This window comes from Aquimarina sp. AU58 (genome assembly GCF_900312745.1).
Classification (GTDB): Bacteria; Bacteroidota; Bacteroidia; order Flavobacteriales; family Flavobacteriaceae; genus Aquimarina; species Aquimarina spinulae.
Map to the genome: position 1 here is coordinate 881580 of NZ_OMPD01000014.1, position 25979 is coordinate 907558.

The following is a 25979-nucleotide window of genomic DNA, read 5'->3' on the forward strand; positions in this document are numbered from 1 at the left end:
TTTGATCTTTATTTTTATTAGCACATTTATCTTATTTAGTATGAGTATCGAAAGTAAAAGAAGAGAGGCGTTAGTATATCATGCCAAACCTACCCCGGGTAAAATTAAAGTCGTTCCTACTAAAAAGTATGCAACTCAAAGAGATTTATCTTTAGCATATTCTCCTGGTGTTGCAGAGCCTTGTTTGGAAATCGAAAAGGAAAAGGCAGACGTTTATAAATATACGGCAAAAGGAAATCTGGTTGCTGTAATATCCAATGGTACGGCGGTATTAGGATTAGGAGATATTGGCCCCGAAGCATCAAAACCTGTAATGGAAGGAAAAGGGTTATTATTTAAGATATTTGCCGATATCGATGTGTTTGATATCGAAGTAGATACCAAAGATGTAGATGCTTTTATTGAAACAGTTAAAAATATAGCTCCAACATTTGGAGGAATAAACCTTGAAGATATTAAAGCTCCTGAAGCCTTCGAGATCGAAAGACGATTAAAAGAAGAACTGGATATTCCGGTGATGCATGATGATCAACATGGTACAGCTATAATTTCCGCCGCAGCGTTATTAAATGCATTAGAAATTGCAAATAAAAATATTGAAGAGGTAAGAATTGTGGTTAGTGGTGCCGGTGCAGCAGCAGTATCTTGTACGAGATTGTATAAAGCTTTTGGTGCCAAATCCGAAAATATCGTCATGACCGATAGTAAAGGTGTAATTCGTAAAGATCGGGAAAACCTTACTCCCGAAAAAGCAGAATTTGCCACAGATCGTGATCTAAATGACTTAGAAGATGCAATGCGAGATGCAGATGTATTTATAGGTTTGTCGATGGCTAATCTGGTAACTCCGGATATGTTGGTAACTATGGCAGATAACCCTGTTGTTTTTGCAATGGCAAATCCTGATCCCGAAATAAAATATGACCTGGCGATTAAAGCCCGTAAAGATGTAATCATGGCTACAGGAAGAAGTGATCATCCTAACCAGGTAAATAATGTACTGGGGTTCCCTTTTATTTTTAGAGGTGCTCTGGATGTAAGGGCTACTGCGATTAATGAAGAAATGAAAATGGCAGCTGTAAAAGCGTTAGCCGAACTAGCTAAAGAACCTGTTCCAGAACAAGTAAATATAGCCTATGGTGAAACACGTCTTAATTTTGGTAAAGACTATATCATACCAAAACCTTTTGATCCAAGGCTTATTGCCAAAGTGCCTCCTGCAGTAGCTAAAGCAGCTATTAAGAGTGGTGTGGCAACCGCACCCATTACCGATTGGGAAAAGTATGAAGATGAATTGCTTGAACGAATGGGTAATGATAATAAAATAGTTCGATTGTTACTAGATAGAGCAAAAACAAATCCTAAACGTGTTGTTTTTGCAGAAGCAGACCATCTGGATGTATTAAAAGCGGCTCAGACGGTTAAAGAAGAACGTATTGCTTTTCCGGTTTTATTAGGGCGTAAAGATATCATACTCGAATTAATGAAAGAGATTGATTTTGATCCGACAGGTATTGATATCATAGATCCTAAAGCAGATGAAGAATGTGAGCGTAAAAATAGATATGCCAAACAATATTGGGAAACCAATAAACGTAAAGGAATTACCCTCTATGACGCAGAAAAATTAATGCGCGAACGCAACTATTTTGCTGCCATGATGGTAAATGAAGGAGATGCAGATGCATTGCTTTCGGGGTATTCTAGAAGTTATCCAACTGTGGTTAAACCTATGATGGATTTAATAGGGCTTGCCAAGGGGGCAACTCGTATTGCAACGATGAATGTAATGATGACCGATAAGGGGCCATTGTTTATAAGTGATACCTCCATAAATATCGAGCCTTCTTCAAAAGAATTGGCAAAAATAGCGCAAATGACGGCAAGAACAGTAGAGATGTTTGGGGTAAAACCTGTGATTGCGATGGTTTCATATTCTAATTTTGGATCATCAAAACATCCTACTGCTTCAAAAGTACAGGATGCAGTAGCATATTTGCATAGGTATTACCCTAACCTGGTTGTAGATGGTGGATTACAAATGAATTTTGCATTAAACAGAAAAATGAGAAAGGATAAATTTCCATTTTCTAAGCTTAATGGGCAAAAAGTGAACACATTGGTATTTCCTAATTTAGATTCGGCCAATAGTAATTATAAATTATTAAGTGAAATTAATAATGCAGAATCAATAGGGCCTATTATGATGGGGATGAATAAACCAGCTCATATCCTTCAATTGGGAGCGAGTGTAGAAGAAATGATCAATATGGCAGCAGTTGCTGTTATTGATGCTCAGCAGAAGGAAAAAAGAGATTTGCAATTGTCATTAATGCCTGATGTTGTTTAATCGATTGATTGGTAACTCTTGAGAGTTAAATAAAAATAAATTATATAAGATTAAAAGCTATACTTTGGTAGTATAGCTTTTTGTATTTTGATAAATAAGTAGAAACTACAAGTTTTATAATATATCATTTATGCTTTGTTAGCGTATATTGATGTATTTGTATAAGAACAATATTTAATACGATCGCTTAAATATGATAAAGCAGAAATGTTTTCTGTATTGGATATGAGGAAGGGGCAAGCGTAATAAAAAAAGAACGCCGTTTTTAAAGGGTGTTTTTTTATCCCCTGTATGTAGTAGAATTTTATTACATTTGGTTGCTTAACACTCAACTCTTCTTGAATTTTAATATTCAAGCAAAAATAATTATGATTTTATACTCTGGTGAAATGTTTTTTTAGTAACACCAACGATGTCACTAAAAAAAGATAAGATTAGAGGAAAAACTAACCCCTGATAAAGATCAGGATTTATTTTGCAGTATAGAAACTCAAAAAGAGTACATTAACTTAACAAATGATCACACATATCAAGGGGAGGCTTGTAGAAAAAAATCCTACTGATGTAGTAATAGATTGTGGCGGAGTAGGATATTTATTACATATCTCATTACATACTTTTTCTTTGATTCCCGAGGGAGAAGTGCTACAATTATATACACATCTGCAGGTAAAAGAAGATTCTCATACCTTATTTGGTTTTGCAGAAAAATCAGAAAGAGAAATTTTCAGGCTTTTAATCTCGGTTTCGGGAATAGGAGCAAGTACAGCCAGAACCATGTTATCCTCATTACACCCCGATCAAATTAAAGAAGCAATAGCTTCTAATGACGTAGCTACAATTCAATCTATTAAAGGAATCGGAGCCAAAACTGCCCAACGTGTTATTATAGATCTAAAAGATAAAATACTCAAAGTATATAATATCGACGAAGTTTCAGTGTCACAAAGCAATACTAATAAAGATGAAGCGTTATCTGCTTTAGAAACCCTAGGATTTAATCGAAAAATTGCAGAAAAAGCTATTGATAAAGTTCTAAAACAAAGCCCCAAAGAAACAGTTGAAAATATTATTAAACAGGCACTAAAAAATTTATAAAACATTGAGTTTTTCGAATTACTTACGCGTTGATTTTTTTAGGATATTAGTATGTTTGATAGCACTTTATAGTGGGGTGTTACAGGGTCAGGACAATCAAACTGTTCGGGATTCTACAAGTACTACATTTTCTTTGGGAGCATTGTCTTTACCAGATCCAAATAGTATTGTAACCAAGTATGAATATGATCCGATTACGAATCGATATATCTATCGGGAGAAACTTGGGGATTTTAATGTGAGATATCCTATTTTCTTAACACCATCAGAATACGAAGCATTAGTAGAACAAGAACAACGAAGAGCTTATTTTAAAGAAAAAATTGAAGCTTTTAGTGGTAAAAAAGACGGTAGTGAAGAGAAAAGAAAGAATTTACTTCCTATTTTTTATGTTAATTCTAATTTCTTCGAATCTGTTTTTGGAGGAAATGAAATTGAAATTATTCCTCAGGGATCTGTAGAAATAGATTTAGGACTACTCTATACAAAACAAGATAATCCCGCTTTTTCACCTCGTAACCGAAGTAATTTTACATTCGACTTTGATCAAAGAATCAGTTTAAGTTTGTTGGGTAAAATAGGAACTAGGCTGCAGGTAACAGCTAATTATGACACAGAATCTACTTTCGATTTTCAGAATCAATTAAAATTAGAATATACGCCTACAGAAGATGATATTATCCAAAGTATTGAGGTAGGTAATGTAAGTATGCCATTGAACAGTACATTGATCCAGGGAGCGCAAAGTCTTTTTGGAGTTAAAATGGGACTTCAATTTGGACGAACCACTATTACCGGGGTGTATTCTGAACAGCGCTCTGAAACAAGGTCTGTAAATGTAGAGGGAGGAGGGACCGTAGAAGATTTTGAGCTTTTTGCTTTAGATTATGACGAAAATCGACATTTCTTTTTATCACATTATTTTAGAGATACATATAATACTTCTTTGGCAAGTTATCCTTTTATTAATAATAATATACAGATAACCAGGATCGAAGTATGGGTGACCAATAGAGCAACAAGTGCACAAACCTTGACTAATGCACGTAATATTGTAGCGCTTCAGGATATAGGAGAATCACCAGATACGGGTAATTTTACAATACCCGCTTCTTTGTTTAATACAGGAGCAGGAGCTTTTCCTGATAATAGTAACAATGATCTGGATCCAACAACTATTGGTCCTGCAGGACCTGTTACCGATGCAGTACGGCAAGTACCTACTGTGCAACAAGGATTTATTGGAGCAATAGCTAATTTTAATGAAGGATTTGATTACGCAATTTTAGAAAATGCAAGAAAATTAAATCAAAGTGAGTATACGCTAAATACCCAATTAGGATATATCTCTTTAAATCAGAAATTGAATAATGATGAGGTTTTGGCAGTAGCATATCAGTATACCAGAAATGGAGAGGTTTTTCAGGTTGGTGAATTTGCAAATGATGGAGTAGATGCAACTATAGGAGATAATACAGGAGGGGCTGTAGATGCAGGTTCGAGTCAAAGTTTAGTAGTTAAGATGCTTAAAAGCCCGATTGTTAATGTGACATTACCAATATGGGATTTGATGATGAAGAATATTTATAGTACAGGAGCATTTAGACTAGAGCAAAATGATTTTAGATTAAATATTTTATATTCAAACCCTTCTCCAATTAATTATATTACGGCAGCAGAAGGATCATCGGTAGCACTACCAGATGATGTAGAGCAGACGACATTACTTAAAGTTTTTAATCTGGATCGCCTTAATCCTAATAATGATCCAGTACAAGGAGGAGATGGTTTTTTTGATTATGTGCCAGGGGTTACTATTGATTCACAAAATGGTCGCATTATTTTTACTACGACAGAACCATTTGGAGAGCACTTATTTGATAAACTTGATAATGGACCTGTTGGGGCAGATTATACCAATCCTAATTCGTATAATCCTAATCAGGCAAAATATGTTTTTCGCGATTTATATACACAAACAAAGATTGTAGCAGAACAGAAATCTGCCGATAAAAACTATTTTCAACTAAAAGGAAGGTACAAATCTTCTGGTCAGGATGGAATCCCTTTGGGAGCATTTAATGTTCCTCAAGGTTCTGTAACTGTTACTGCAGGAGGAAGAACTTTGCAGGAAGGGGTAGATTATACAGTGAATTATCAATTGGGAAGAGTAAATATTTTGGATGAAGCATTACTATCTTCTAATACTCCTATCCAGGTTTCTACCGAGAATAACGCTGTTTTTGGTCAGCAAACAAAACGTTTTACAGGATTAAATATAGAGCATAAATTTAGTGACGACTTTATTATAGGAGGAACCTATTTAAATCTGAATGAAAGACCAATTACTCAAAAATCTAATTATGATTTTGAGCCTATTAATAATACAATACTAGGGTTTAATGTAGCGTATTCTACAGAAGTTCCTTTCTTAACCAGGATGGTGAATAAACTCCCTAATATCGATACAGATGTACCTTCTAGTGTTTCGGTTAGAGCAGAAGGAGCTTACCTGATTGCCGGGGCACCAAGAGGAGCTAATTTTGATGGTAAAGTAACCACGTATATAGATGATTTTGAAGGAGCACAAACCAGAATAGATGTAAGTTCACCATTGTCATGGGAGCTCTCTAGTATACCTATTGGTTTTGGTGATCCTAGTAATCCTAATAGTGATGTTGTTGTTGATGGTATAGAATCAGGATATCAAAGAGCAAAATTGTCCTGGTATTCTATTGATCCGATCTTTTATAGTAATGGAAGACCAAGTGGAGTATCTGAACAGGATTTAGCTTCTAACGCTACCAGAAGAGTATTTATTAATGAGATTTTCCCACAAACCGATATAGCGCAAGGGCAAACCTTGGCATTATTTACATTGGATCTTAATTACAGACCTGGGCAAAGAGGACAATATAATTTTAATCCTGCATATGCCCCTGGGAGTTCATTACCACAACCCGATTCAAGAAATAATTTTGGAGGAATTACCAGGCAATTAACATCTACTAATTTTGAGCAAGCTAATGTAGAGTTTATTGAGTTTTGGTTGATGGATCCTTTCGAATATGATGATGTAGATAATCCTGGAGGTACCATTGTATTTAATTTAGGTAATATTAGTGAAGATGTACTTAAAGACGGTAGAAAACAATATGAAAATGGATTGCCTAAAGGAGGTGTTGGTAGTACAATAGATACTGATTATGGTCGTGTTCCTGTAAACCAATCCTTGATCTATGCTTTTGATTCTGATGGTCAGGATAGAGTAGATCAGGATGCTGGATTTGACGGTTTGGGAGATCAGGATGAAAAACAAAAACCAGAATATGCCGCATTCCAATCTTTAGATGACCCTTCGGGAGATAATTATACCTATTTTCTTCAGGCAGGTGGAAGCATCTTAGAACGATATGACAAGTATAATGGTACAGAAGGTAACTCACCGACCAATGTGTCTAATGATGATCGAGGAAATACTACGTTCCCTACTGCAGAAGATGTAAACAGGGATAATACCATGAATACGATTAATAGTTATTACGAGTATGAGATTCCGATTTTTAGAGGAATGGGAGTAGGTAATGATAATGGGACCGGTTATATATCTGATGTTAGAGATATTCCTGTTACTGTGCAGGGAGGCCAAATAAATACAAAATGGGTTCGCTTTAAGATTCCTATATATAACCCAGATAGAGCTATAAATATTAGTGATTTTAGATCTATTCGATTTATGAGAATGTATCTTACTGGTTTTGCAGAACCTACTTTGTTGCGATTTGGTAGTCTTGATTTGGTAAGGGGTGATTATAGAAGATATGTTGTAGAAGGTAATACTGTAAATGATCCAACAAGTGGTATTAATATAACGGGTAATAGTGATGTAATTGTGACCTCGGTAAGTTCTGAAGAGACCGCGAATTATGTGACACCACCCGGAGTTGTGCGAGAACAGTTAAATAACAATAATAATATTATAAGAGATGATGAGCGGTCATTGGCACTTACGGTAAATAATCTACAATCTGGTGATGCTCGTGGGGTGTATAAGAATTTCAATGTTGATATGCGTCAGTATGAAAATCTTGAAATGTTTTTGCATGCAGAATCGCTTCCTGAACCTGCAATTCCAATTCAGGATGGAGATCTAAAAGCTTTTATAAGAATGGGTAATGATTTTACTAATAATTTCTATCAGATAGAATTGCCCTTAACTGTTTCTGATCGAGATGATAGTAGTCAGAATGGAGCATGGCCAGAAAATAATCGATTAAGCCTTCCTTTAGAATTTCTTCAGCAAATAAAATCTAATGTATTAGGGAGTGAAACTCTTAATGCGAATGATCTTAATTTCTTTACAGGTCCTAATAACCTTAGAGTGGGGATTAAGGGTAACCCTAATTTCGGAAATGTGCGAGTGATGATGGTGGGGGTCAAAAATGATAGTGGTAGTGATCAGTCTGGAACAGTTTGGTTTAATGAAATGCGTCTAAGCGACCTTAAAAACAGAGGTGGTTGGGCCGCTGTAGGTAGCCTGGATGCTAATGTTGCGGATTTTGCAAATGTTAGCGCGTCTGGAAGAATTAGTACTATTGGATTCGGAGGGATTGAACAAGGACCTAATGAGCGAAGTAGAGAGGATGTTAAGCAATATGATGTAACTACTAATGTTAATTTGGGACAATTATTGCCTAAAAAATGGGGAATGCAAATACCATTTAATTATAGTCGAGGAGAGGAAATAGTTACTCCTCAGTTTGATAGATTTTATGAAGATTTGGAGCTCGAAGATATTTTAGATAATACACCATCACAACAGAAAAAAGATTCTATTCTCAATGTTAATACTAATTATACCAAAAGACAAAGTTTTAATGTTATTGGACTACGTAAAGAGAGAACAGGAGATGGTAAGCCAATGCCTTATGATGTAGAAAATTTTGCGTTTTCAGGAACTTACAATCAAACAGATCATCGTGATTTTGAGATAGAAAAATCATTAGATCAAAATGTAAGATTGGGAGGAACTTATGATTTTAGTTTTCAGCCAAAAGAAGTAGAACCTTTTAAGAAAGTTAAGTTTTTAGGCAAGAGTAAATATTTTGACCTTATCAAAGATTTTAATGTTAACCTGCTTCCTACGAGCATCTCGGTAAACTCTAATATTAATAGGCAATATAATGAGCAGGTTTTTAGAGATATTACACTGCCTGAAGGAGCTATTAGACAAACATTATATCAACGTAATTTCCTCTTTGATTGGCAATATGGGGTCAACTATAATTTGACCAAGTCTTTAAATTTTAATTTTACTTCTGCTAATAATCGAATTGTTAAAAACTTTATTAATGAAAATAACGAAGTTGATAATACCATAGATGTATGGAGTGGCTTTTTTGATATAGGAGATCCTAATACCCATAGTCAACAGCTTCAGGTTAATTATGAAGTTCCTTTTAAGAAAATACCAGTGTTAAAATTTATACGTGCAACATATGCGTATAATGCAGATTTTCAATGGGTAAAAGGAAGTGAGGCTTTAAAGACTTTGGAGAATATTCCAGATCTGGGAAATACGGTTCAGAATGCTAATGTACATACGTTAAACGGTTCATTAGACATGAATACATTGTATAAATATGCAGGGTTAACCAAAATAAAACCCGGAAGAAAAAGCGCGAAAAAGAAAAATAAGGATTCGAAAGAAGCAAAAGAAGGAGCTCGAGTGCCTGGGAGCCCGCAAAAAAATAAAACTAAAAGAGGTAGAAGTAAGCTAAGTGTTGGTGATAAAGCATATAATACACTCATTGGGTTAGTTACCGCAGTGAAAAAGGTAAATGTAAATTACAAACAAGATAGTGGTATTTTCCTTCCCGGATATACCAGATCCCCAGGGTTTGTGGGGACGCTTAAGCCTACAGTTGGATTTACTTTTGGTAGTCAATCTGATATTCGATATCTCGCTGCACGTAATGGGTGGCTTACTTTATACGACCAATTTAATCAACAATATCAAGAGGTTGAAGGAAAACAACTTAATATACAGGCCTCTCTAGGATTGCTAAAAGGGCTTAAAATTGATATTAGTGCTAATAGAAATTCTTCTGAAACATTTACCGAGAATTATAATGCAGAGAACTTGGTGTATAAACCATTAAGTCCTAGTGTTTTTGGTAATTTTACCATATCGACAGTAATGATCAAGACCGCGTTTAAAAAGAGTGATGAATTTTCATCAGAAGCGTTCGATAAATTTAGAGAAAACAGATTGATTATAGCAAATCGTTTGGCTAGAGAAGATAGTAGGAGTGTTGGTATTGATGAAGATGGTTTCCCTAATGGTTACGGAAGAACAAATCAAGCAGTTTTACTACCGGCGTTCTTGGCAGCTTATACCGGAGGAAACCCAGAAAAAGTTAAAAAAGGAGCTTTTAGAGATATTCCACTACCTAACTGGGATATAAAGTATACAGGTTTAATGAATTTAAAATGGTTTAAGAAACGTTTTAAAAGGTTTTCTGTAGCCCATGGGTATCGAGCTAATTATACGATTAATCAATTTCAAACTAACCTTGAATTTGGTAAGAGTGAATTTGATGAAGCAAATAACTACAGAAACCCAGAGTTGTATTCTAATATTAATTTAACAGAGCAGTTTAGTCCGCTTGTTCGATTGGATATGGAAATGAAAAACTCGATCAAAATCCTTGCAGAATGGAAAAAAGATAGAGCATTATCATTAAGTTTTGATAATAATCTACTTACCGAAATTCAAGGAAATGAATATATCATTGGACTAGGATATAGATTAAAAGATCTTACGTTTGCAACTAAAATATCAGGAAGAAAAAAAGTGATAAAAAGTGATCTTAACCTAAGAGCTGATTTATCACTACGTCAAAATGAAACGCTGATTAGATATCTTGACCTTGATAATACTCAGGTAACTGCAGGACAAGATATTTATGGAATAAAGTTTACAACAGATTATTCATTAAGTAAAAACTTAACTGCGTTATTGTTTTATGACCATACCTTTTCTAAATATTCTATTTCTACCGCATTTCCTCAGACCACAATTAGAGGAGGGTTTACGTTAAGGTATAATTTTGGGAATTAAGATTTTTGTAATTACCTTTTGTTTAAGGCAGTGTAATGTTGTTTTTTCATAATTTTTTATCCGGTTTTCTCAAAATTTAATAAAATAGATTTATTTTCGTCATCATAATATTAACAACATATAAATTTTTTTGAAATGAATACTCCTGGAGATTTAAAATATACCAAAGATCACGAATGGATCAAAGTTGAAGGTGATATTGCAACTATAGGTATTACTGATTTTGCACAAAGTGAATTAGGTGATATTGTTTATGTAGAAGTAGAAACAGTTGGTGAAGAATTAGAAGAACAAGAGGTTTTTGGTACTGTAGAAGCAGTAAAAACGGTATCAGATCTATTCTTACCCTTAACAGGTGAAATTATCGAATTTAATGAAGCTTTGGAGAATGAGCCAGAATTGGTAAATAGTGATCCTTATGGAGCTGGTTGGATGGTAAAAGTTAAAATATCTGATGTTTCGCAAGTTGACGATTTATTACTATCTGCAGATGAATATAAAGAGGTTGTTGGGGCATAATACCCTTTTTACTCTGGTTGTAGTATTAACCTCTTTGGTAACCTGGGCGTCACTGGCAAAATTTATAAACCCGGTTACATTTAAAATAGAAGGGAGTGATAAAATAGGACATTTTATTGCATACTTTACTTTGACTATAGCATGGACTTTGTTTTTCTTTTTTTCAGAAAAAATGAATAAAAATTTAAAACAGAGTTTGATTATTACTTCGATTATATGCATCCTATATGGTGTCTTGATGGAAGTATTACAAGCACTTTTAACAACATATCGTAATTCTGATTGGTATGATGTAGTTGCAAATACGAGTGGTACAATTTTTGCGGTACTTGTTTTTGTAGTGTTTAAAAATAGAATATTAAAATTTAAACAAAATAAGCAGGAAGTCAGGTAGATACAGTCTTGTTTATACTAAAAAGTAGATAACATAAAAGTTAAAAAACTTATTTTTTGTTTTACATTTTAATCTTTAGTTGGAAATTACAAAAGAAATTAGCTATTTTAGCAATCCTATAACGATTATATAATATGGAACCAAAGAAAAATCCAAAAGCAGATTTAACTAAGAAAAGCATCTTATTCCTTCAATTAGGACTTATTTTAGTTCTTTTTATAACATGGCAAGGAATAGAGTGGAAAACCTATGATAGAACCAATATAGATATAGGTCAGGTTAATCTTGATGAGTTGGAAGAAGAAGATGTGCCAATTACACAAAATCTTAATACACCTCCACCTCCACCACCTCCACCACCTGCACCAGAAATTATTGATGTAGTAGAGGATGAAGAAGAAGTAGAGGAAACTATTATCGAATCTACAGAGACAAATCAAGAAGAAGAGATTGTTGAGGTAGAAGAAATTGAAGATACAGATGAAGAAGAAGTAATTGCTGATGTACCATTTGCAGTTATCGAGAATGTGCCAATCTTCCCTGGTTGTGAGAATGCAGGAAACAATGCAGCTAAAAAGAAATGTATGAGTGAAAAGGTTAAGAAGTTTGTTAACCGTAAATTTAATACAGAAATAGGAAGCGAATTAGGTCTTTCAGGTGTTAATAGAATCTATGTGAGATTTAAAATTGATAGAGGTGGTAATATTGTTGGTGTTCAGGCAAGAGCTCCGCATCCAAGATTACAAAAAGAAGCACAAAGAGTAGTTAAGTTATTGCCTAAAATGACTCCAGGAAAACAAAGAGGAAAAGCAGTAGGTGTACTGTATTCTTTACCAATAGTTTTTCAGGTACAGGACTAGAAAGGAATACCTTTATATAAAATATTCGAATCCCGTTTACATTACGTAGACGGGATTCTTTTTTTGGTATGCTTGTTGATTTAGATTAATTGTAACGTTAAAACTAAATATTATGAGTAACAAGCACGATGCTAATGTACAAAAAAGTACATTGGTAAATTTTCAGATTGGACTTATAGCAAGTCTTTTATTTACCTATGTAATGTTTGAGGTGTATACCGCTACACCAATAGTTAATGATAGCGATATTGATCTTACAATTGAAGAACCCGATGTAGATTGGGACGGGATTTACAAAATTTATGAAGAACCCAAGCCTAAAGAAGTTGCAAAGAAATATACTAAAGCTGTAGTGATTCCAGAACAATTTAAAATTATTGATAATGATGCTAAAATAACTGATCCAGATAAGGTGTTTAAAAATAAACCTATCGAATCTACACCAATCGATCCCAGTTCTATTATCGATGCTGATCCTGTTGATGAAGACCCACCTTTTTTTGATTTTGTAAAAGTAGAGTCAGTACCTGTTTTTCCTGGTTGTGAAACATTAGGAACTAATAAAGAAAAAGCAGCTTGTTTTTCTGAGAAAATTAGAAAAATCGTTTCCAAAAAGTTTAATAAGGGATTAGGAGAAAAGTATGGTTTAGCAGGAGTACAAAGAATCTATACTCAGTTTGATGTTGATGCCGATGGAATGATTAAAAATATTCAGGTTAGAGCAACGCATCCAAAATTAAAAAAAGAAGCACAAAGAGTGATTAACTTGTTTCCACAGATGACTCCAGGTAAACAACGAGGTAGAGCTGTAACTGTAAAGTATCAGTTGCCAATTGTTTTTAAAATACAGAACTAAAAATAAAAGCCTGCTGTTATGAACAGCAGGCTTTTCTAATCGATTTTTTTATTTTGTGAGACTGGTGTAAATTGTTTTGCGCATACGTTCTGAGTTAATAAATCCATCGCCATATCCTTTTACATCATAGGTTGCCGTAAGCGAAGTGTCTTTTGTAATGTCTTCTTCAGATTTTCCTGCTTTGATTTCTTTTTGAATACCGTTTGTGATTTCTTTTAGCATTTTCAAAAATGTTTCCAGATCTTTTTTTGTTGCCAATTTTCCGTGTCCAGGAATAATTTTGGTGTCATCATTTGCAATAAGTAATGCTTTTTCTGATGCTTTTATATATCCTTTAATACTTCCGCCAGATTTTAAATCTATATAAGGATACCGTCCATTAAAAAAAGTATCTCCCATGTGTAATACGTTTCCATTTACAAAATAGATAAGAGCATCTCCGTCGGTATGAGCATTGTGTACATGAAACGCTTTTACGTTTTCATCTTTGAAATATAATTGCAACCCTTCGTTAAATGTAATTACGGGTAACGATAGCAGAACAATACTTCCTTTTTCCTTTTGTCCTTTTTCCATTCTGGATCTTACATTTTTTTGAGCAAAGATCGTAGCGCCTTGATTGGCCATATTTTCATTTCCACCAGTATGATCACCATGATAATGTGTGTTGATTACCATAGTAACAGGTTGGTCGCTTATTGCCTTTAGATTAGTGAGAATTTTATCAGATAATCTTGCAAATTGGTCATCAATGATAAACAATCCTTTTTCGTTTTTGAAAACACCAATATTACCTCCTCGACCGGTTAACATATAAATGTGATCAGACAATGGGTCTATGGAGATTTTGACTTCTTTATCTTGTGCATTGGCAACAAAGAAAAGTGTAGATACTACAAGAATCAGTAATTTTTTCATTAGAGATGATTTTATGTGGTTTTTATAATGATTTGTCGTGAATAAAGCACGAAAATTACTCTTGGCTATTAAGGTGATTATCAAAATGTTCTGTGAAAAGAAATTTTGATCAACTCCTGTAATCATTTATTTGTTGTAATAGTAAGTTTGTTAAAAGGTGAATTATAAGTAGTTATAAGTTGTCTAAAATGCTTTTAAGATATATCTTTGCACCACTTTTAAAAAAGCTATTTAGAAAACGTGCAAGATTTGAGCGTGACCCAAACGAATACTATAAAAATCTCGATTGTTCAGGATTTTAAAGAAATTACAAAAATGCGTCTGGCATTAAGTGTGGTTTTTTCTTCTGTTGCAGGATATTTGCTAGGTGTAGAAACAGTTTCCTGGAGTACTCTGATTCTTCTCGCTGTAGGAGGTTATTTTATGGTAGGGGCCTCAAACGCGTATAATCAGATTATAGAAAGAAATTTAGATAAGCTGATGGATCGTACTAAGAATAGGCCTATTCCGTCTGGAAGAATGTCTGTTAATACGGCTTTTGCAATTGCTACATTTTTTACAATTGCAGGAATCTCTGTGTTGTATACGATTAATCCTCAGACAGCAATGTTTGGTGCGATATCTATATTTATATATGTAAGCATATATACACCTTTAAAAACAAAAACACCATTATCTGTTTTTGTTGGTGCTATTCCCGGAGCAATTCCTTTTATGTTAGGATGGGTAGCGGCAACAAATAATTTTGGGATAGAGCCAGGAACATTGTTTATGATTCAATTCTTTTGGCAGTTTCCACATTTTTGGGCTATAGGATGGTTTTTGTTTGATGACTATAAAAAAGGAGGGTTTTTTATGCTTCCAACAGGTAAAAGAGACCAAGGTACTGCCGTGCAGGTTATTATTTATACATTATGGACCGTGGTAACCTCTTTGATACCTGTTTTTGGAGTTACAGGTAAACTTTATCTTACTCCGGTATCAGGAATAATTATTCTGTTTTTAGGAATAATTTTAATTAGATCTGCAGTTCGATTATATAAGGTTAGAGATGCTAAAACAGCAAAACAATTAATGCTAATGAGTGTCTTATATATTACATTATTACAAGTCATTTATGTAGTTGATAAATTTGTTAGAATATGGATTTAACACAAGGAACAACACAAGAAAAAGTTAATAGATCCAAAAAAACCATGATGTGGTTTGCTATGATCAGTATGGCAATGGTATTTGCAGGACTTACTAGTGCTTATGTTGTGAGTAAAAGTAGGAAAGACTGGGGGATAGATCTTGTTTTTCCAAATGCATTTATATACAGTATACTAATAATAGTAGCGAGTAGTGTTACATTTTACTTTGTAAAAATTGCGATTGAGAAAAATAATAGAGGCCAGGCTACAATATTACTGCTCTCTACACTTGCATTAGGAATCATATTTATACTCTTGCAGTTTGAAGGATTTAACGATATTATTAGACAAGGATATCATTTTACAGGTCCGACATCTAATATCGTTACTACATTTATGTTTATCATTGTAGTAACACACCTGGCACATATCATTGGAGGGATATTAGTGCTTTTAGTTGTAATTTATAATCATTTTAAACAAAAATATAAAACAGGTCAAACTCTTGGTTTAGAACTAGGTGCTATGTACTGGCATTTTGTTGATTTTCTGTGGGTTTATCTCTTTTTGTTTTTGTATTTCGTTAAATGATCTTTGATCATTGATTTAATACTATAAAAGAGATTGTTTTAAAGAAAAGCATCTGTGGCAATTAAAAAATAAATTTGAGCAGGTGAAATGATAAAATTGATTATTTTTGTGGAAAATTTAACAATACCAAATTCTTTATATGGAAACAACTGTTACTAAAACAGGTACTGAAGATAAAACCTGGGGAGGTGGCAATCAACCACTCAAGGTAAGTTATGGTAAGATGATGATGTGGTTTTTTATCCTTTCGGATGCACTTACATTCTCTGGTTTTTTAGCCTCTTATGGTTTTTCAAGATTTAAGTTTATAGATTCATGGCCAATAGCCGATGAAGTATTTAATCACTTTCCATTCTTACATGGTGTAGATGCTCCAATGTATTATGTGGCTTTGATGACTTTTATTCTGATTTTTTCTTCAGTAACCATGGTGTTAGCTGTAGATGCAGGACATCATATGAAAAAGAAAAAGGTGATTTTTTATATGTTTCTAACTATAATTGGTGGAGCTATATTCGTAGGGTCACAAGCCTGGGAGTGGAAAAATTTTATCAAAGGAGAATACGGTGCAGTAGAAACCAAAGGAGGACAAATTTTGCAATTTGTAGATGGAGAAGGGCATAGAGTAGGTCTAAAAGATATCGCAATTATCGATTCCCATAAGGATAGGACTCAGCACGAGCGAAAAAATGGAATCTGGTACGAAAAGGAAGGAGCTCTTCCTACCTATACTATCGAAGAAATAAGAACAGGTTTTGCAAAAAGAAAAGATCTTTTGATAAGAACTCAAATCTTAACAGAAAAAGGAGAGAAAACAATCTTGTCAAGAACAGAGTCTTTAAAAAGAATACAGGCAGATGCTATTGGTATTGTAGAAGGGGCAAATCTTGTGCATAATGAATATGGGACTCCGTTATTTGCTAACTTCTTCTTCTTTATCACTGGTTTTCACGGTTTTCACGTGTTTTCTGGAGTCGTTATTAATATCATTATTTTTATCAATGTAATTCTTGGTACTTATGAAAGGAGAAAGAATTATGAAATGGTAGAAAAAGTCGGTTTATACTGGCACTTTGTAGATTTGGTATGGGTATTTGTATTTACATTCTTTTACCTGGTTTAATAAAAATTTAGTAGTTATACAGCATGGCACACGATACAGCACATCACGAATCGAATATAGGAAGAATCTGGAAAGTATTTATTCTATTATCTGTTGTTACAATAGTAGAAGTAATATTAGGGATTATAAAACCTGCGTTTTTAATAGAAACGACTTTAATTAGTATGAAACTATTAAACTGGATTTTTATTATTCTTACAATTTACAAAGCATATTATATCACCTGGGCATTTATGCATATGGAAGGTGAGACTAAAGGCTTAAGAAGATCGGTTGTTTGGACAGGTATTTTCTTAATTTGTTATTTAATATTTATCCTGCTCACAGAAGGAGATTATGTATATGAAGTTTTTAAAGCAGGGCATAAAAGCTGGGATTTTTAATCCTTTAAATATATAAGTTAAAAGCATTGTAAAAAGACGGTTTATTAAGCCGTCTTTTTTTATTTTTGCACAATTGTTTTAAGCTTATTTCAAAACTTTATACCATTTGTTGTTTGAATTTTCTCTTCCAGTAAATTGAAATGATAAACGGTATTAGATGTCGATTTTATAACTATTTGATACTTGTCAAATGAAAAAATTTCTTGTTTTAGGAATCTTATTTGTATTACCATTAGTGGCTTATTTATTTTTTGCTTCTGGAGTACATAATTTCGCCAAACTTCCTGTACTAAATGAGTCTATAGAGGATCTTAAAAATTTTGAGCCCTTAACCAAAAAAGAAGTTAGTTTTTCTGATAAGATTACCGTATTGGGTTTCTTAGGTAAAGATATTCATAACAAACAAGGGAATGCCTTCAACCTAAATCAAAAGATTTATAAAAAAAATTATGGATTTCGGGACTTTCAATTTGTGATGGTTTTACCTTACGGTAGCGAGAATGCTGCAAAGAAACTGTTGGATGAATTAGATAATATTACCGATGTTTCTGAGTGGAACTTTATTTTTGGTACCCCAGAAAGCATAAAAACTTTGTTTAAGAGTTTAAAGGCACCACATCAATTAGATGATAATTTAGCTACGCAGTATGTATATATAATCGATAAAAATGGAGGGCTAAGAGGTAGAGATGGTAGTATAAAAGAAAACGAATCAAAAGTATATGGCTATGATGCAAGTTCTGTTGCTGATTTGTCAAATGTGATGAGTGATGATGTAAAAGTGATTCTTGCAGAATACCGTTTAGCTTTAAAAAAATATAAAGCAGATCGTAAAGAGAAATAAAGAGTAAGCACATGAAAAAAAATTCATACATCGGGATATCGTTTATCATATTGGTTTTTGGAATCATTTTTATACCAAAGATTATGAATAGAATCAAAAGCACTTCGATTGTTAAAAACGATAGGATGAGTGCTAGTAACCCTGTTGCTAATGAAAAACTTAGCTATATAAAACTTAACGGAACACCAAAGAAAGTTCCCGAGTTTGCATTCTTAGATCAAGATAGTATTCTAATTACTAATCATGATTATAAGGGTAAAGTATATATTGCAGAATTTTTCTTTACCAGTTGTCCAACTATTTGTCCTAAGATGAATAAAAATTTGGTGTATCTACAAAATAAATTAAAAGACGATGAGGATTTTGGAGTAGCTTCTTTTACGATCAATCCTAAGTTTGATACCCCAAAAAGGCTTAAGAAGTATGCAGAGAAGTATAAAGTAACAGATCCCGACTGGCATTTTATGACAGGAGATAGAGAAGATATCTATGAGCTGGCCAATGCTGGATTCAATATTTATGCAGCAGAGAATCCCGATGTGCCAGGAGGATTCGAACATAACGGCTACTTTGCTTTAATTGATCAGGAAGGATATATAAGATCGAGATATGATGCGTCGGGCAATCCAATTATTTATTATAGAGGAACAATTGGTGTGAAGGAAAAAGTAGATGAAAACGGAGAAGAAGAACAGATAACAATTTTATTAGAAGATATAAAGAAACTATTAGATAAGAATGAGTAACAACAACCAATCAGATGTAGAAAAAAAATACAATAAATGGATTGTGGTTTTATCGGTTTTTATTCCTCTCGCAGTAGCTGCATTATTTGGAGTTAATTTGAGAAAACTTGGATTCGATGTAAAACCTCTTACTTTTTTGCCACCAATATATGCTACGATTAATGGTTTAACTGCTGTGATTTTACTAGCCGCTTTGTGGGCAATAAAAAATAAGAATATTACATTGCATGGGAAACTCATGAAAACAGCTATTTTATGTTCGGTATTGTTTTTATTGATGTATATCGCGTATCATATGACTAGTGATTCTACTCGATTTGGAGGAGAAGGGATGATACGATACATATACTATTTTATTTTAATCACTCATATAATTCTGTCTATTGTTGTTATTCCTTTTGTATTGATTACTTATGTAAGAGCATTGGCAAAAAAGTTTGATAGGCATAAAAAAATTGCGAGAATTACATTTCCGATTTGGTTATATGTAGCCGTTACAGGAGTGATTGTGTACTTTATGATATCACCATATTATGTTTAGTTTGAGTATATGCGAATAAAAACCTTTTACATATTAATTCTTTTTTTGGTGTTTACTATCCCGGTAGAGGCACAATGCGCAATGTGTAGAGCAGTTCTGGAGAATGAAGAAGGACAGGAAGCAGCAAAAGGAATTAATAATGGGATTGTATATCTAATGATTATACCATATGTTTTAATAGGAGTTGTAGGGTATATTATATATAGAAATAAAAGAAAATCGGCAACTGCAAAAAAGCATAATTAAAGAGTTCTTAATTTTTTAACATTTTCATAACAAGAAAAGATGTAACAAAAATGCCGTTTAGTTAGTCTTATGTAACAAGACGACGCTAACCAATCAATAAATCTTCAGGGGAAAACTGTAAGATTGATCTAAATACTATACCGTATTTTTAGGCTAGTGGGTCTCAGTTTTATCAAGGTATTTTGCCTTACAAATCTTAATCCAGTATTATGATTGAAATAAAAGACTTACATAAATCTTACCAAATGGGAAGCAATTCGCTTCATGTACTTAAAGGAATAGATTTTAGTGTGAAAGAAGGCGAGTTGGTCGCTATAATGGGATCTTCGGGTTCTGGAAAATCTACATTGTTAAACATCTTAGGAATGTTGGATGAGGCAGATAGCGGAAGTTATTTTCTCGATGAAGTTCCTATCAAAGGGTTAAACGAAACCAAAGCAGCGCAGTATCGCAACAAATTTTTAGGATTTGTTTTTCAATCTTTTAATTTGATTAATTACAAGACAGCTCTAGAAAATGTAGCCCTTCCATTATATTATCAACGTAAAAAACGAAAAGAAAGAATTGATAAAGCAATGGATTACCTTGGTAAAGTTGGATTGGCAGAATGGGCGACACACTTACCAAGTGAACTTTCTGGAGGACAAAAACAACGTGTAGCAATTGCCAGAGCATTAGCTGCAGATCCTAAAGTATTATTAGCCGATGAACCCACAGGAGCTTTGGATAGTAAAACTTCTTATGAAGTAATGGATATCATCCAAAGTATTAATGATGAAGGTAAAACCATATTAGTAGTAACTCACGAACCAGATATTGCCGATATGTGTAAACGTATAGTACACCTTAAAGATGGTGTTATTGTAGAAGATAAAGAAGTAGAACAAGTTAGAGCATCTCAATATGTTTGATAGAGATAGATGGGGTGAAATATTTGAAGCTATAGGAAAAAATAAGTTACGTACATTCCTTTCGGGATTTACTGTAGCTTTAGGAATCCTGATCTTTACAATTCTATTAGGACTGGGTAATGGCCTTCTCAATAGTTTTTTAAGCAGTTTTGTGGATGATGCTCAAAATATCATATTCATTCGTGGCGGAAACACATCAAAAGCATACAAAGGCTTTCAGGAAAATAGAAGAATTCAGTTTAAAAATGAAGATTTCGAATTTATAAAAAGCAATTATATAGGCAAAGTTGAGTTTGCTACCCCAAGAATATATAGAAATGGTTCTGCAAAATATAAGAAAGAATCTGGTAGCTATAGTATAAGAGCTGTACACCCAGATCATCAATATCTCGAGAAAACTATAATGATGAACGGTCGATATCTTAATGAATCAGATATTAACGAACGTACCAAGAATATTGTTATTGGAAGATTAGTAGAAAAGGATCTTTTTAAAAATGAAAAGGCCTTAGGTAAAATGCTAAATGTAGATGGGATTGCTTATAAAATAATTGGAGTTTTTCAAGATAGTGGTGGTGATAATGAAGAGCGAATAATCTATATGCCATATAAAACCGTTCAGTTGCTTTATGGAAATAATGATCATATTAATCAGATAAACTTATCTTATAATATGGCTATGAGTACCGAGCAAGCCATCGCATTTTCTAAAAAAATAGAAGAAGATTTTAAAGAAAAATTTAAAGTGGCACCAGATGACCAAAGTGCAATCAGGGTGCGAAGTTTTGCAGAAGATATTAAAGAAACCATGGTTATTCTTGGAGGTATTTATATGATCATATTTGTTGTAGGTATAGGAACCCTAATCTCTGGAGTTATTGGTATCGGTAATATCATGACATTTAGTGTTAAAGAACGTACCAAAGAATTAGGAATCAGAAAAGCACTGGGAGCATCACCAAGATCAATCATAGCTATGGTGCTTCAAGAATCGGTTCTAATAACATCTGTCGCAGGATATCTTGGTTTGATTTTAGGGATTCTTGCGTTAAAACTTATAGGTAATAATCTAGAAGAGTTCTTTATTCTTAATCCTAAAGTTGACACGGGTATTATTATGACTGCCACAATGATATTGATATTTTTTGGACTTTTGGCAGGATATATTCCAGCAAGAAGAGCAGCAAAAATAAAGCCTATAATTGCATTGAGAGATGAATAACTAAAAATCGAATTGGTATGAAATTTATATTTGAAAGAGATACCTGGCAAGAAATTTATGGAGCTATTCGTAAGAATAAAGTAAGAACCATAATTACAGTTATCGGGGTAACCTGGGGAGTGTTTTTATTTGTGTTTCTTTTGGGAATGGCTAAGGGACTGGATAATAGTTTTAGAAGTCAATTTAATGATTTTGCGACCAACACAATGTTTGTTTGGGGGCAACAAACCAGTATACCTAACGAAGGCTTTAAGAGAGGGAGACGAATGCAACTTACATTGAATGATGTCGAAACATTAGAATCTCAGGTTGATGATATTGAATATATCGCTCCTCGTAATGTTACGGGGCAATGGGGAACCCCACCAGGACAATTTGTAAAAGGGTCTAAGTCGGGGGCATTTAAAGTATTTGGGGATTATCCAACGATAGATAAAGTATCGAAGAAAAAAATATTTAAGGGAGGAAGATTTATTAATGAAGAAGATATAAAATATGAACGTAAAGTCTGTGTTATTGGGGAAGATATTTATAAGCAATTCTATGATAAAGATGAAGAAGCAATAGGAGATTTTGTGAGAATAAATGGAATTTATTTCAAAGTAATAGGAGTATATAAACCTACTCAATCTGGATTCGAAGGAGACGATTCTATTTTTCTGCCATTCACAACGTTTCAAACCATTTTTAACCAGGGTGAAAATATATCCTGGATGGTAATCACAGCCAAACCAGATAAGAATATTGTAAATACAGAAGCTACGATAAAAACTACACTTAAAAGAATGCATAATGTACATCCAGATGATACTCAGGCTTTTGGAAGTTTTAATCTAGGTGAAGAAGTAGCAAAAATTAATGGATTTTTGGCCGGTATGCGTTTGATTACCTATATCGTAGGAATAGCTACCCTTATTGCAGGAGTAATAGCGATAGGTAATGTTCTTTTAATTACAGTTAAAGAACGTACCAGAGAGATTGGAGTACGTAGAGCATTGGGAGCAACACCAGCAGAGGTGAGAGGTCAAATCATGTTAGAATCTGTATTGCTTACCTTTTTAGCAGGATTATTAGGTTTTATTTTTGGTACACTGTTACTTTGGGGTATCAATACTGCAATCGGTAATAATGATGATATACCCATTTTAAATCCTACAGTCGATTTCTTTGCGGTAACAGGAGCATTATTGTCAATAGTCTTATTAGGAACAATAATAGGGCTTATCCCAGCACAAAAAGCCGTAAGCATAAAACCAATTGAAGCATTAAGAGAAGAATAAAATAAATAACCAGAATAATCATCAATCCAAATGAAAAAGTTTTTTAAAATTTTATTAATTGTAATTTTTGTGGCCTTACTAGGTTTTTCAGGTAAGTACCTTATAGATTCTAACAGTAAATCACCAATTGTATTTACTACAGAAAAAGCGTTTAAAACCACTATTGAAGAAAAAACAGTAGCTACAGGAAAAGTAGTTCCAGAGGATGAAGTAGCAATCAAACCTCAGATTTCAGGAATTATAGAAAAGATTTATGTTGAAGAAGGAGCAGCAATAAAAACAGGAGATTTAATAGCTAAAGTAAAAGTAGTACCTAATGAGCAATCCTTGAACAGTGCCAGAGGACGTGTTAAAAATGCACAAATTGTTTTAAATAACTCTAAGGTAGAATATGACAGAAATAAAGCGCTTTTTGATAAAGGAGTAATCTCTAGTCAGGATTTTAATAATATAGATCTAAGATATAATCAGGCAAGACAAGATCTTTCGAATGCACAGAGTGATCTTCAGATCATACGTTTAGGTTCTGCAGGTGGTTCTTCTACAGCTAATACTAATATACGAGCAACCGTATCAGGAACGATTCTTGAAATTCCGGTTAAAGAAGGAGACCAGGTGATCGAAAGTAATAACTTTAACGACGGAACCACAATTGCTACAATTGCAGATTTGAACAAAATGATTTTTGAAGGAAAAGTAGATGAAGCAGAGGTGAATAAGCTAAAAATTGATATGCCTTTAAAAGTTAGCCTTGGAGCTATACGAGATAAAGAATTTGATGCAAAACTAAAATTTATTGCGCCAAAAGGAGATGAAGAGCAAGGTGCAGTTCAATTTAAAATTGAAGGTGAAGTTTTTCTTGATAAATCATATTTTATAAGAGCAGGATATAGTGCAAATGCTTCAATTGTTTTAGAAACAAAGAATGATATTCTTGCTGTAAAAGAAGCACTTTTACAATTTGATAAAGAAACAGAAGACCCTTATGTAGAAATACGAACAGGAGATCAGAAATTTGAAAGAAAAGATGTTGAAATAGGTATTTCTGATGGTATTAATGTTGAAATTCTATCAGGAATAACAGAAGAAGATGATATTAAAGTTTGGAATAAAACAGAGCCCATTAAAAAAGAAGATGAAAAAGATTAAAGCCAGCATGTTTTAAAACAATATTTTTGATAGTGGTTAGATAATTAAAAATATTTTTTAAATAATCTGTAACAACATCAATCAAATATATACCTATACCATAGTATGAAAATAATAGTAAAAGATTTAGGCAAGTTCTCATCACAAAAGGACACTATAGATTTTAAACTTATGAGAATTAGAATTTTAATTTTATGTATTACTTTCTTTGGAGTGCTAGAAACTCAGGCGCAAGAAAAGAAATGGACATTACGCGAGTGTGTAGAATATGCTTTAGAAAATAATATTGCAATAAAACAATCGGCATTAGATGTAGAGGCAACAGACATTGATAGGATTGATGCCATAGGAAATTTTCTGCCATCATTAAATGCATCTGCTTCTAATTTTTGGAGATCTGGTTTATCAACAGATCCTATTACCAATGAAAATAAAACACAGACATTTAGAAGTTCTAATTATGGCGTTAGTGCAGGAGTAACCATATTTAGTGGTTTAAGAAATATAAAAAGATTTCAAAGAGCTAAACTTAATAAACTACTTAGTCAATATAACCTTGGTAAGTCTAAAGATGATATTGCATTGTTTGTTGCAAATAGTTATCTGCAAGTACTTTTAAACAAGGAATCTTTAAAAGTAGTAGAGAAACAACATGAGATCACATTAGAACAATTACAACGTACCAAAGATCTGGTAGAAGCAGGGGTATTACCTCAAGGTGACCTTCTCGAAATCGAAGCAACTTCTGCAGACGAATTAACAAGAATTGTACAGGCAGAAAATGCAGTACAGATTGCATTAATTGGATTAGCGCAGCGATTACTGATTAAAAATTATGAAGATTTTGACATTGCAGAACAAGAGTATTTAGTTCCTGGATCAGAGATGTTAGAAAAACCTATTGATCAAGTAATTGCACAGGCCAGAGAATCAAGATATGAAGTACAGATTGCAGAGCAAAATAAACTTATAGCAGAAAAAGATCTTGAAATTGCCAGGGGAGCATATTACCCTACACTAAGCGGTTCTTTTAGATATGATACCAGAGAATCAGGAGCTAAATCTTTTGCGCGTGTTTTGGATGCGAATAATCCTGTATCAACTCAGAGTATCGGTGTTGTAGAAGCAACAGGGCAGAATGTTATTTCTCAAACCCCTAATCTACTTCTTGTAGAACAGGATGCTACACCATTTATCGATCAGTTATATACCAATGATGGTATTTCTTATGGATTATCTCTTCAGGTACCGATTTTTAATGGGTTTTCTGCAAGGAATGCTGTAAAAAGAAATAAGGTTAATGTAAAGCGTACAGAATTTCAATTAGAGCAAGCAGAATTGGATTTGGATAGTAATGTATACCAGGCATATCTCGATGCAAAAGGAGCTGCAGAGGCGTATGAAGCTGCTCAAGTTTCTGTAAAAGCTCAGGAAAGAGCGTATGAATACGCAAAAGATCGATATGATGTAGGACTAACTAATGCGTTTGATTTTAGTCAATCAAAATTTAGATTAGAAAATGCGCAGAGCCAGGAAGTACAAAATAAGTTTGATTTCATTTTTAAATTAAAAGTGCTAGAACTGTATTTCGGAATAAAGATCGCTGATATAAAATTATAGAATAGTAGCATTCGATTTTTTGGCTACTATATAGAAAAAGATTGTATTTTCATAGAATAGAATTAACGTTAA

General features: G+C 33.5%; 21 protein-coding genes. 20 read left to right on the top strand and 1 reads right to left on the bottom strand.

The features are described from left to right. Positions 1-40 precede the first annotated feature (40 nt). The 7 genes from DK441_RS15155 (at position 41) to DK441_RS15185 (ending at position 13200) form a co-directional block, all read left to right on the top strand. Positions 41-2350: an NADP-dependent malic enzyme gene (locus DK441_RS15155; protein ID WP_109851464.1), complete on the top strand. Its 2310-nt coding sequence runs from the start codon at positions 41-43 to the stop codon at positions 2348-2350. A 516-nt stretch (positions 2351-2866) separates the two neighbouring features. Beyond that, positions 2867-3448, top strand: a complete 582-nt coding sequence (ruvA, locus tag DK441_RS15160; protein ID WP_024771611.1) for a Holliday junction branch migration protein RuvA — start codon at positions 2867-2869, stop codon at positions 3446-3448. A gap of 55 nt (positions 3449-3503) precedes the next feature. Further along, a complete protein-coding gene (gene sprA / locus DK441_RS15165) occupies positions 3504-10571 on the top strand; it encodes a cell surface protein SprA (RefSeq protein ID WP_235015772.1) in 7068 nt (2355 codons plus the stop codon). A 135-nt stretch (positions 10572-10706) separates the two neighbouring features. Beyond that, complete coding sequence (gcvH, locus tag DK441_RS15170; RefSeq protein ID WP_074409676.1) at positions 10707-11090, top strand: glycine cleavage system protein GcvH; 384 nt, start codon at positions 10707-10709, stop codon at positions 11088-11090. Further along, a complete protein-coding gene (locus DK441_RS15175; protein WP_160112113.1) occupies positions 11062-11484 on the top strand; it encodes a VanZ family protein in 423 nt (140 codons plus the stop codon). Before gcvH ends, DK441_RS15175 begins: the two co-directional genes overlap by 29 nt. 134 nt (positions 11485-11618) lie before the next feature. Then, the gene (locus DK441_RS15180) at positions 11619-12344 is read left to right on the top strand and encodes an energy transducer TonB (RefSeq protein ID WP_109851466.1); all 726 of its coding nucleotides are present in this window, start codon (positions 11619-11621) and stop codon (positions 12342-12344) included. A 112-nt stretch (positions 12345-12456) separates the two neighbouring features. Then, positions 12457-13200: an energy transducer TonB gene (locus DK441_RS15185; RefSeq protein WP_109851467.1), complete on the top strand. Its 744-nt coding sequence runs from the start codon at positions 12457-12459 to the stop codon at positions 13198-13200. A 48-nt stretch (positions 13201-13248) separates the two neighbouring features. Here the strand turns inward: DK441_RS15185 and DK441_RS15190 are convergent, their stop codons facing one another. Then, positions 13249-14118: an MBL fold metallo-hydrolase gene (locus tag DK441_RS15190; RefSeq protein ID WP_109853529.1), complete on the bottom strand. Its 870-nt coding sequence runs from the start codon at positions 14116-14118 to the stop codon at positions 13249-13251. A 249-nt stretch (positions 14119-14367) separates the two neighbouring features. Between DK441_RS15190 and cyoE the strand changes: the two genes are divergently transcribed. From cyoE to DK441_RS15255, 13 genes are all read left to right on the top strand, one after another. Further along, positions 14368-15270 carry a heme o synthase gene (gene cyoE / locus DK441_RS15195; RefSeq protein WP_109853530.1) on the top strand — a complete coding sequence of 301 codons (903 nt, stop codon included), beginning with the start codon at positions 14368-14370 and terminating at the stop codon, positions 15268-15270. Next, entirely contained in the window at positions 15261-15842 is a 582-nt protein-coding gene (locus tag DK441_RS15200) for a cytochrome c oxidase subunit 3 (protein ID WP_109851468.1), read from the top strand. The genes cyoE and DK441_RS15200 overlap by 10 nt, the downstream gene beginning before the upstream one ends. A gap of 139 nt (positions 15843-15981) precedes the next feature. Next, entirely contained in the window at positions 15982-16965 is a 984-nt protein-coding gene (locus tag DK441_RS15205) for a cytochrome c oxidase subunit 3 (protein WP_109851469.1), read from the top strand. Between the two features lie 23 nt (positions 16966-16988). Then, a complete protein-coding gene (locus tag DK441_RS15210) occupies positions 16989-17348 on the top strand; it encodes a cytochrome C oxidase subunit IV family protein (RefSeq protein ID WP_109851470.1) in 360 nt (119 codons plus the stop codon). Positions 17349-17538: 190 nt separating this feature from the next. After that, positions 17539-18192 (top strand): hypothetical protein, encoded by a 654-nt coding sequence (locus tag DK441_RS15215; protein WP_109851471.1) that lies wholly within the window; start codon positions 17539-17541, stop codon positions 18190-18192. Between the two features lie 11 nt (positions 18193-18203). Beyond that, entirely contained in the window at positions 18204-18938 is a 735-nt protein-coding gene (locus tag DK441_RS15220; RefSeq protein WP_109851472.1) for an SCO family protein, read from the top strand. Continuing rightward, positions 18931-19479 carry a DUF420 domain-containing protein gene (locus DK441_RS15225; RefSeq protein ID WP_109851473.1) on the top strand — a complete coding sequence of 183 codons (549 nt, stop codon included), beginning with the start codon at positions 18931-18933 and terminating at the stop codon, positions 19477-19479. The genes DK441_RS15220 and DK441_RS15225 overlap by 8 nt, the downstream gene beginning before the upstream one ends. A gap of 9 nt (positions 19480-19488) precedes the next feature. Beyond that, the gene (locus tag DK441_RS15230; protein WP_109851474.1) at positions 19489-19725 is read left to right on the top strand and encodes a hypothetical protein; all 237 of its coding nucleotides are present in this window, start codon (positions 19489-19491) and stop codon (positions 19723-19725) included. A 209-nt stretch (positions 19726-19934) separates the two neighbouring features. Beyond that, positions 19935-20636: an ABC transporter ATP-binding protein gene (locus DK441_RS15235; protein ID WP_109851475.1), complete on the top strand. Its 702-nt coding sequence runs from the start codon at positions 19935-19937 to the stop codon at positions 20634-20636. Further along, the gene (locus DK441_RS15240) at positions 20629-21858 is read left to right on the top strand and encodes an ABC transporter permease (protein ID WP_109851476.1); all 1230 of its coding nucleotides are present in this window, start codon (positions 20629-20631) and stop codon (positions 21856-21858) included. Before DK441_RS15235 ends, DK441_RS15240 begins: the two co-directional genes overlap by 8 nt. Before the next feature lie 17 nt (positions 21859-21875). Next, on the top strand, positions 21876-23138 hold the full coding sequence (locus DK441_RS15245) for an ABC transporter permease (protein ID WP_109851477.1): 1263 nt from the start codon (positions 21876-21878) through the stop codon (positions 23136-23138). 30 nt (positions 23139-23168) lie between these two features. Further along, positions 23169-24287, top strand: coding sequence for an efflux RND transporter periplasmic adaptor subunit (locus DK441_RS15250; RefSeq protein ID WP_109851478.1), 1119 nt, complete (start codon positions 23169-23171; stop codon positions 24285-24287). Between the two features lie 105 nt (positions 24288-24392). Then, positions 24393-25907, top strand: a complete 1515-nt coding sequence (locus DK441_RS15255) for a TolC family protein (protein WP_235015773.1) — start codon at positions 24393-24395, stop codon at positions 25905-25907. The last annotated feature ends 72 nt before the right edge of the window (positions 25908-25979 follow it).

Bases quoted from the DNA above. Each gene is read 5' to 3' on its own strand.
- gcvH (WP_074409676.1), top strand. From the start codon at position 10,707: ATGAATACTCCTGGAGATTTAAAATATACCAAAGATCACGAATGGATC.
- DK441_RS15230 (WP_109851474.1), top strand. From the start codon at position 19,489: ATGCGAATAAAAACCTTTTACATATTAATTCTTTTTTTGGTGTTTACT.
- DK441_RS15240 (WP_109851476.1), top strand. From the start codon at position 20,629: ATGTTTGATAGAGATAGATGGGGTGAAATATTTGAAGCTATAGGAAAA.
- ruvA (WP_024771611.1), top strand. From the start codon at position 2,867: ATGATCACACATATCAAGGGGAGGCTTGTAGAAAAAAATCCTACTGAT.
- DK441_RS15210 (WP_109851470.1), top strand. From the start codon at position 16,989: ATGGCACACGATACAGCACATCACGAATCGAATATAGGAAGAATCTGG.
- DK441_RS15250 (WP_109851478.1), top strand. From the start codon at position 23,169: ATGAAAAAGTTTTTTAAAATTTTATTAATTGTAATTTTTGTGGCCTTA.
- DK441_RS15205 (WP_109851469.1), top strand. From the start codon at position 15,982: ATGGAAACAACTGTTACTAAAACAGGTACTGAAGATAAAACCTGGGGA.
- DK441_RS15180 (WP_109851466.1), top strand. From the start codon at position 11,619: ATGGAACCAAAGAAAAATCCAAAAGCAGATTTAACTAAGAAAAGCATC.
- DK441_RS15175 (WP_160112113.1), top strand. From the start codon at position 11,062: ATGAATATAAAGAGGTTGTTGGGGCATAATACCCTTTTTACTCTGGTT.
- DK441_RS15235 (WP_109851475.1), top strand. From the start codon at position 19,935: ATGATTGAAATAAAAGACTTACATAAATCTTACCAAATGGGAAGCAAT.
- DK441_RS15185 (WP_109851467.1), top strand. From the start codon at position 12,457: ATGAGTAACAAGCACGATGCTAATGTACAAAAAAGTACATTGGTAAAT.
- DK441_RS15155 (WP_109851464.1), top strand. From the start codon at position 41: ATGAGTATCGAAAGTAAAAGAAGAGAGGCGTTAGTATATCATGCCAAA.
- DK441_RS15190 (WP_109853529.1), bottom strand. From the start codon at position 14,118: ATGAAAAAATTACTGATTCTTGTAGTATCTACACTTTTCTTTGTTGCC.
- DK441_RS15245 (WP_109851477.1), top strand. From the start codon at position 21,876: ATGAAATTTATATTTGAAAGAGATACCTGGCAAGAAATTTATGGAGCT.
- DK441_RS15220 (WP_109851472.1), top strand. From the start codon at position 18,204: ATGAAAAAAAATTCATACATCGGGATATCGTTTATCATATTGGTTTTT.
- DK441_RS15215 (WP_109851471.1), top strand. From the start codon at position 17,539: ATGAAAAAATTTCTTGTTTTAGGAATCTTATTTGTATTACCATTAGTG.
- DK441_RS15225 (WP_109851473.1), top strand. From the start codon at position 18,931: ATGAGTAACAACAACCAATCAGATGTAGAAAAAAAATACAATAAATGG.
- DK441_RS15200 (WP_109851468.1), top strand. From the start codon at position 15,261: ATGGATTTAACACAAGGAACAACACAAGAAAAAGTTAATAGATCCAAA.
- DK441_RS15255 (WP_235015773.1), top strand. From the start codon at position 24,393: ATGAAAATAATAGTAAAAGATTTAGGCAAGTTCTCATCACAAAAGGAC.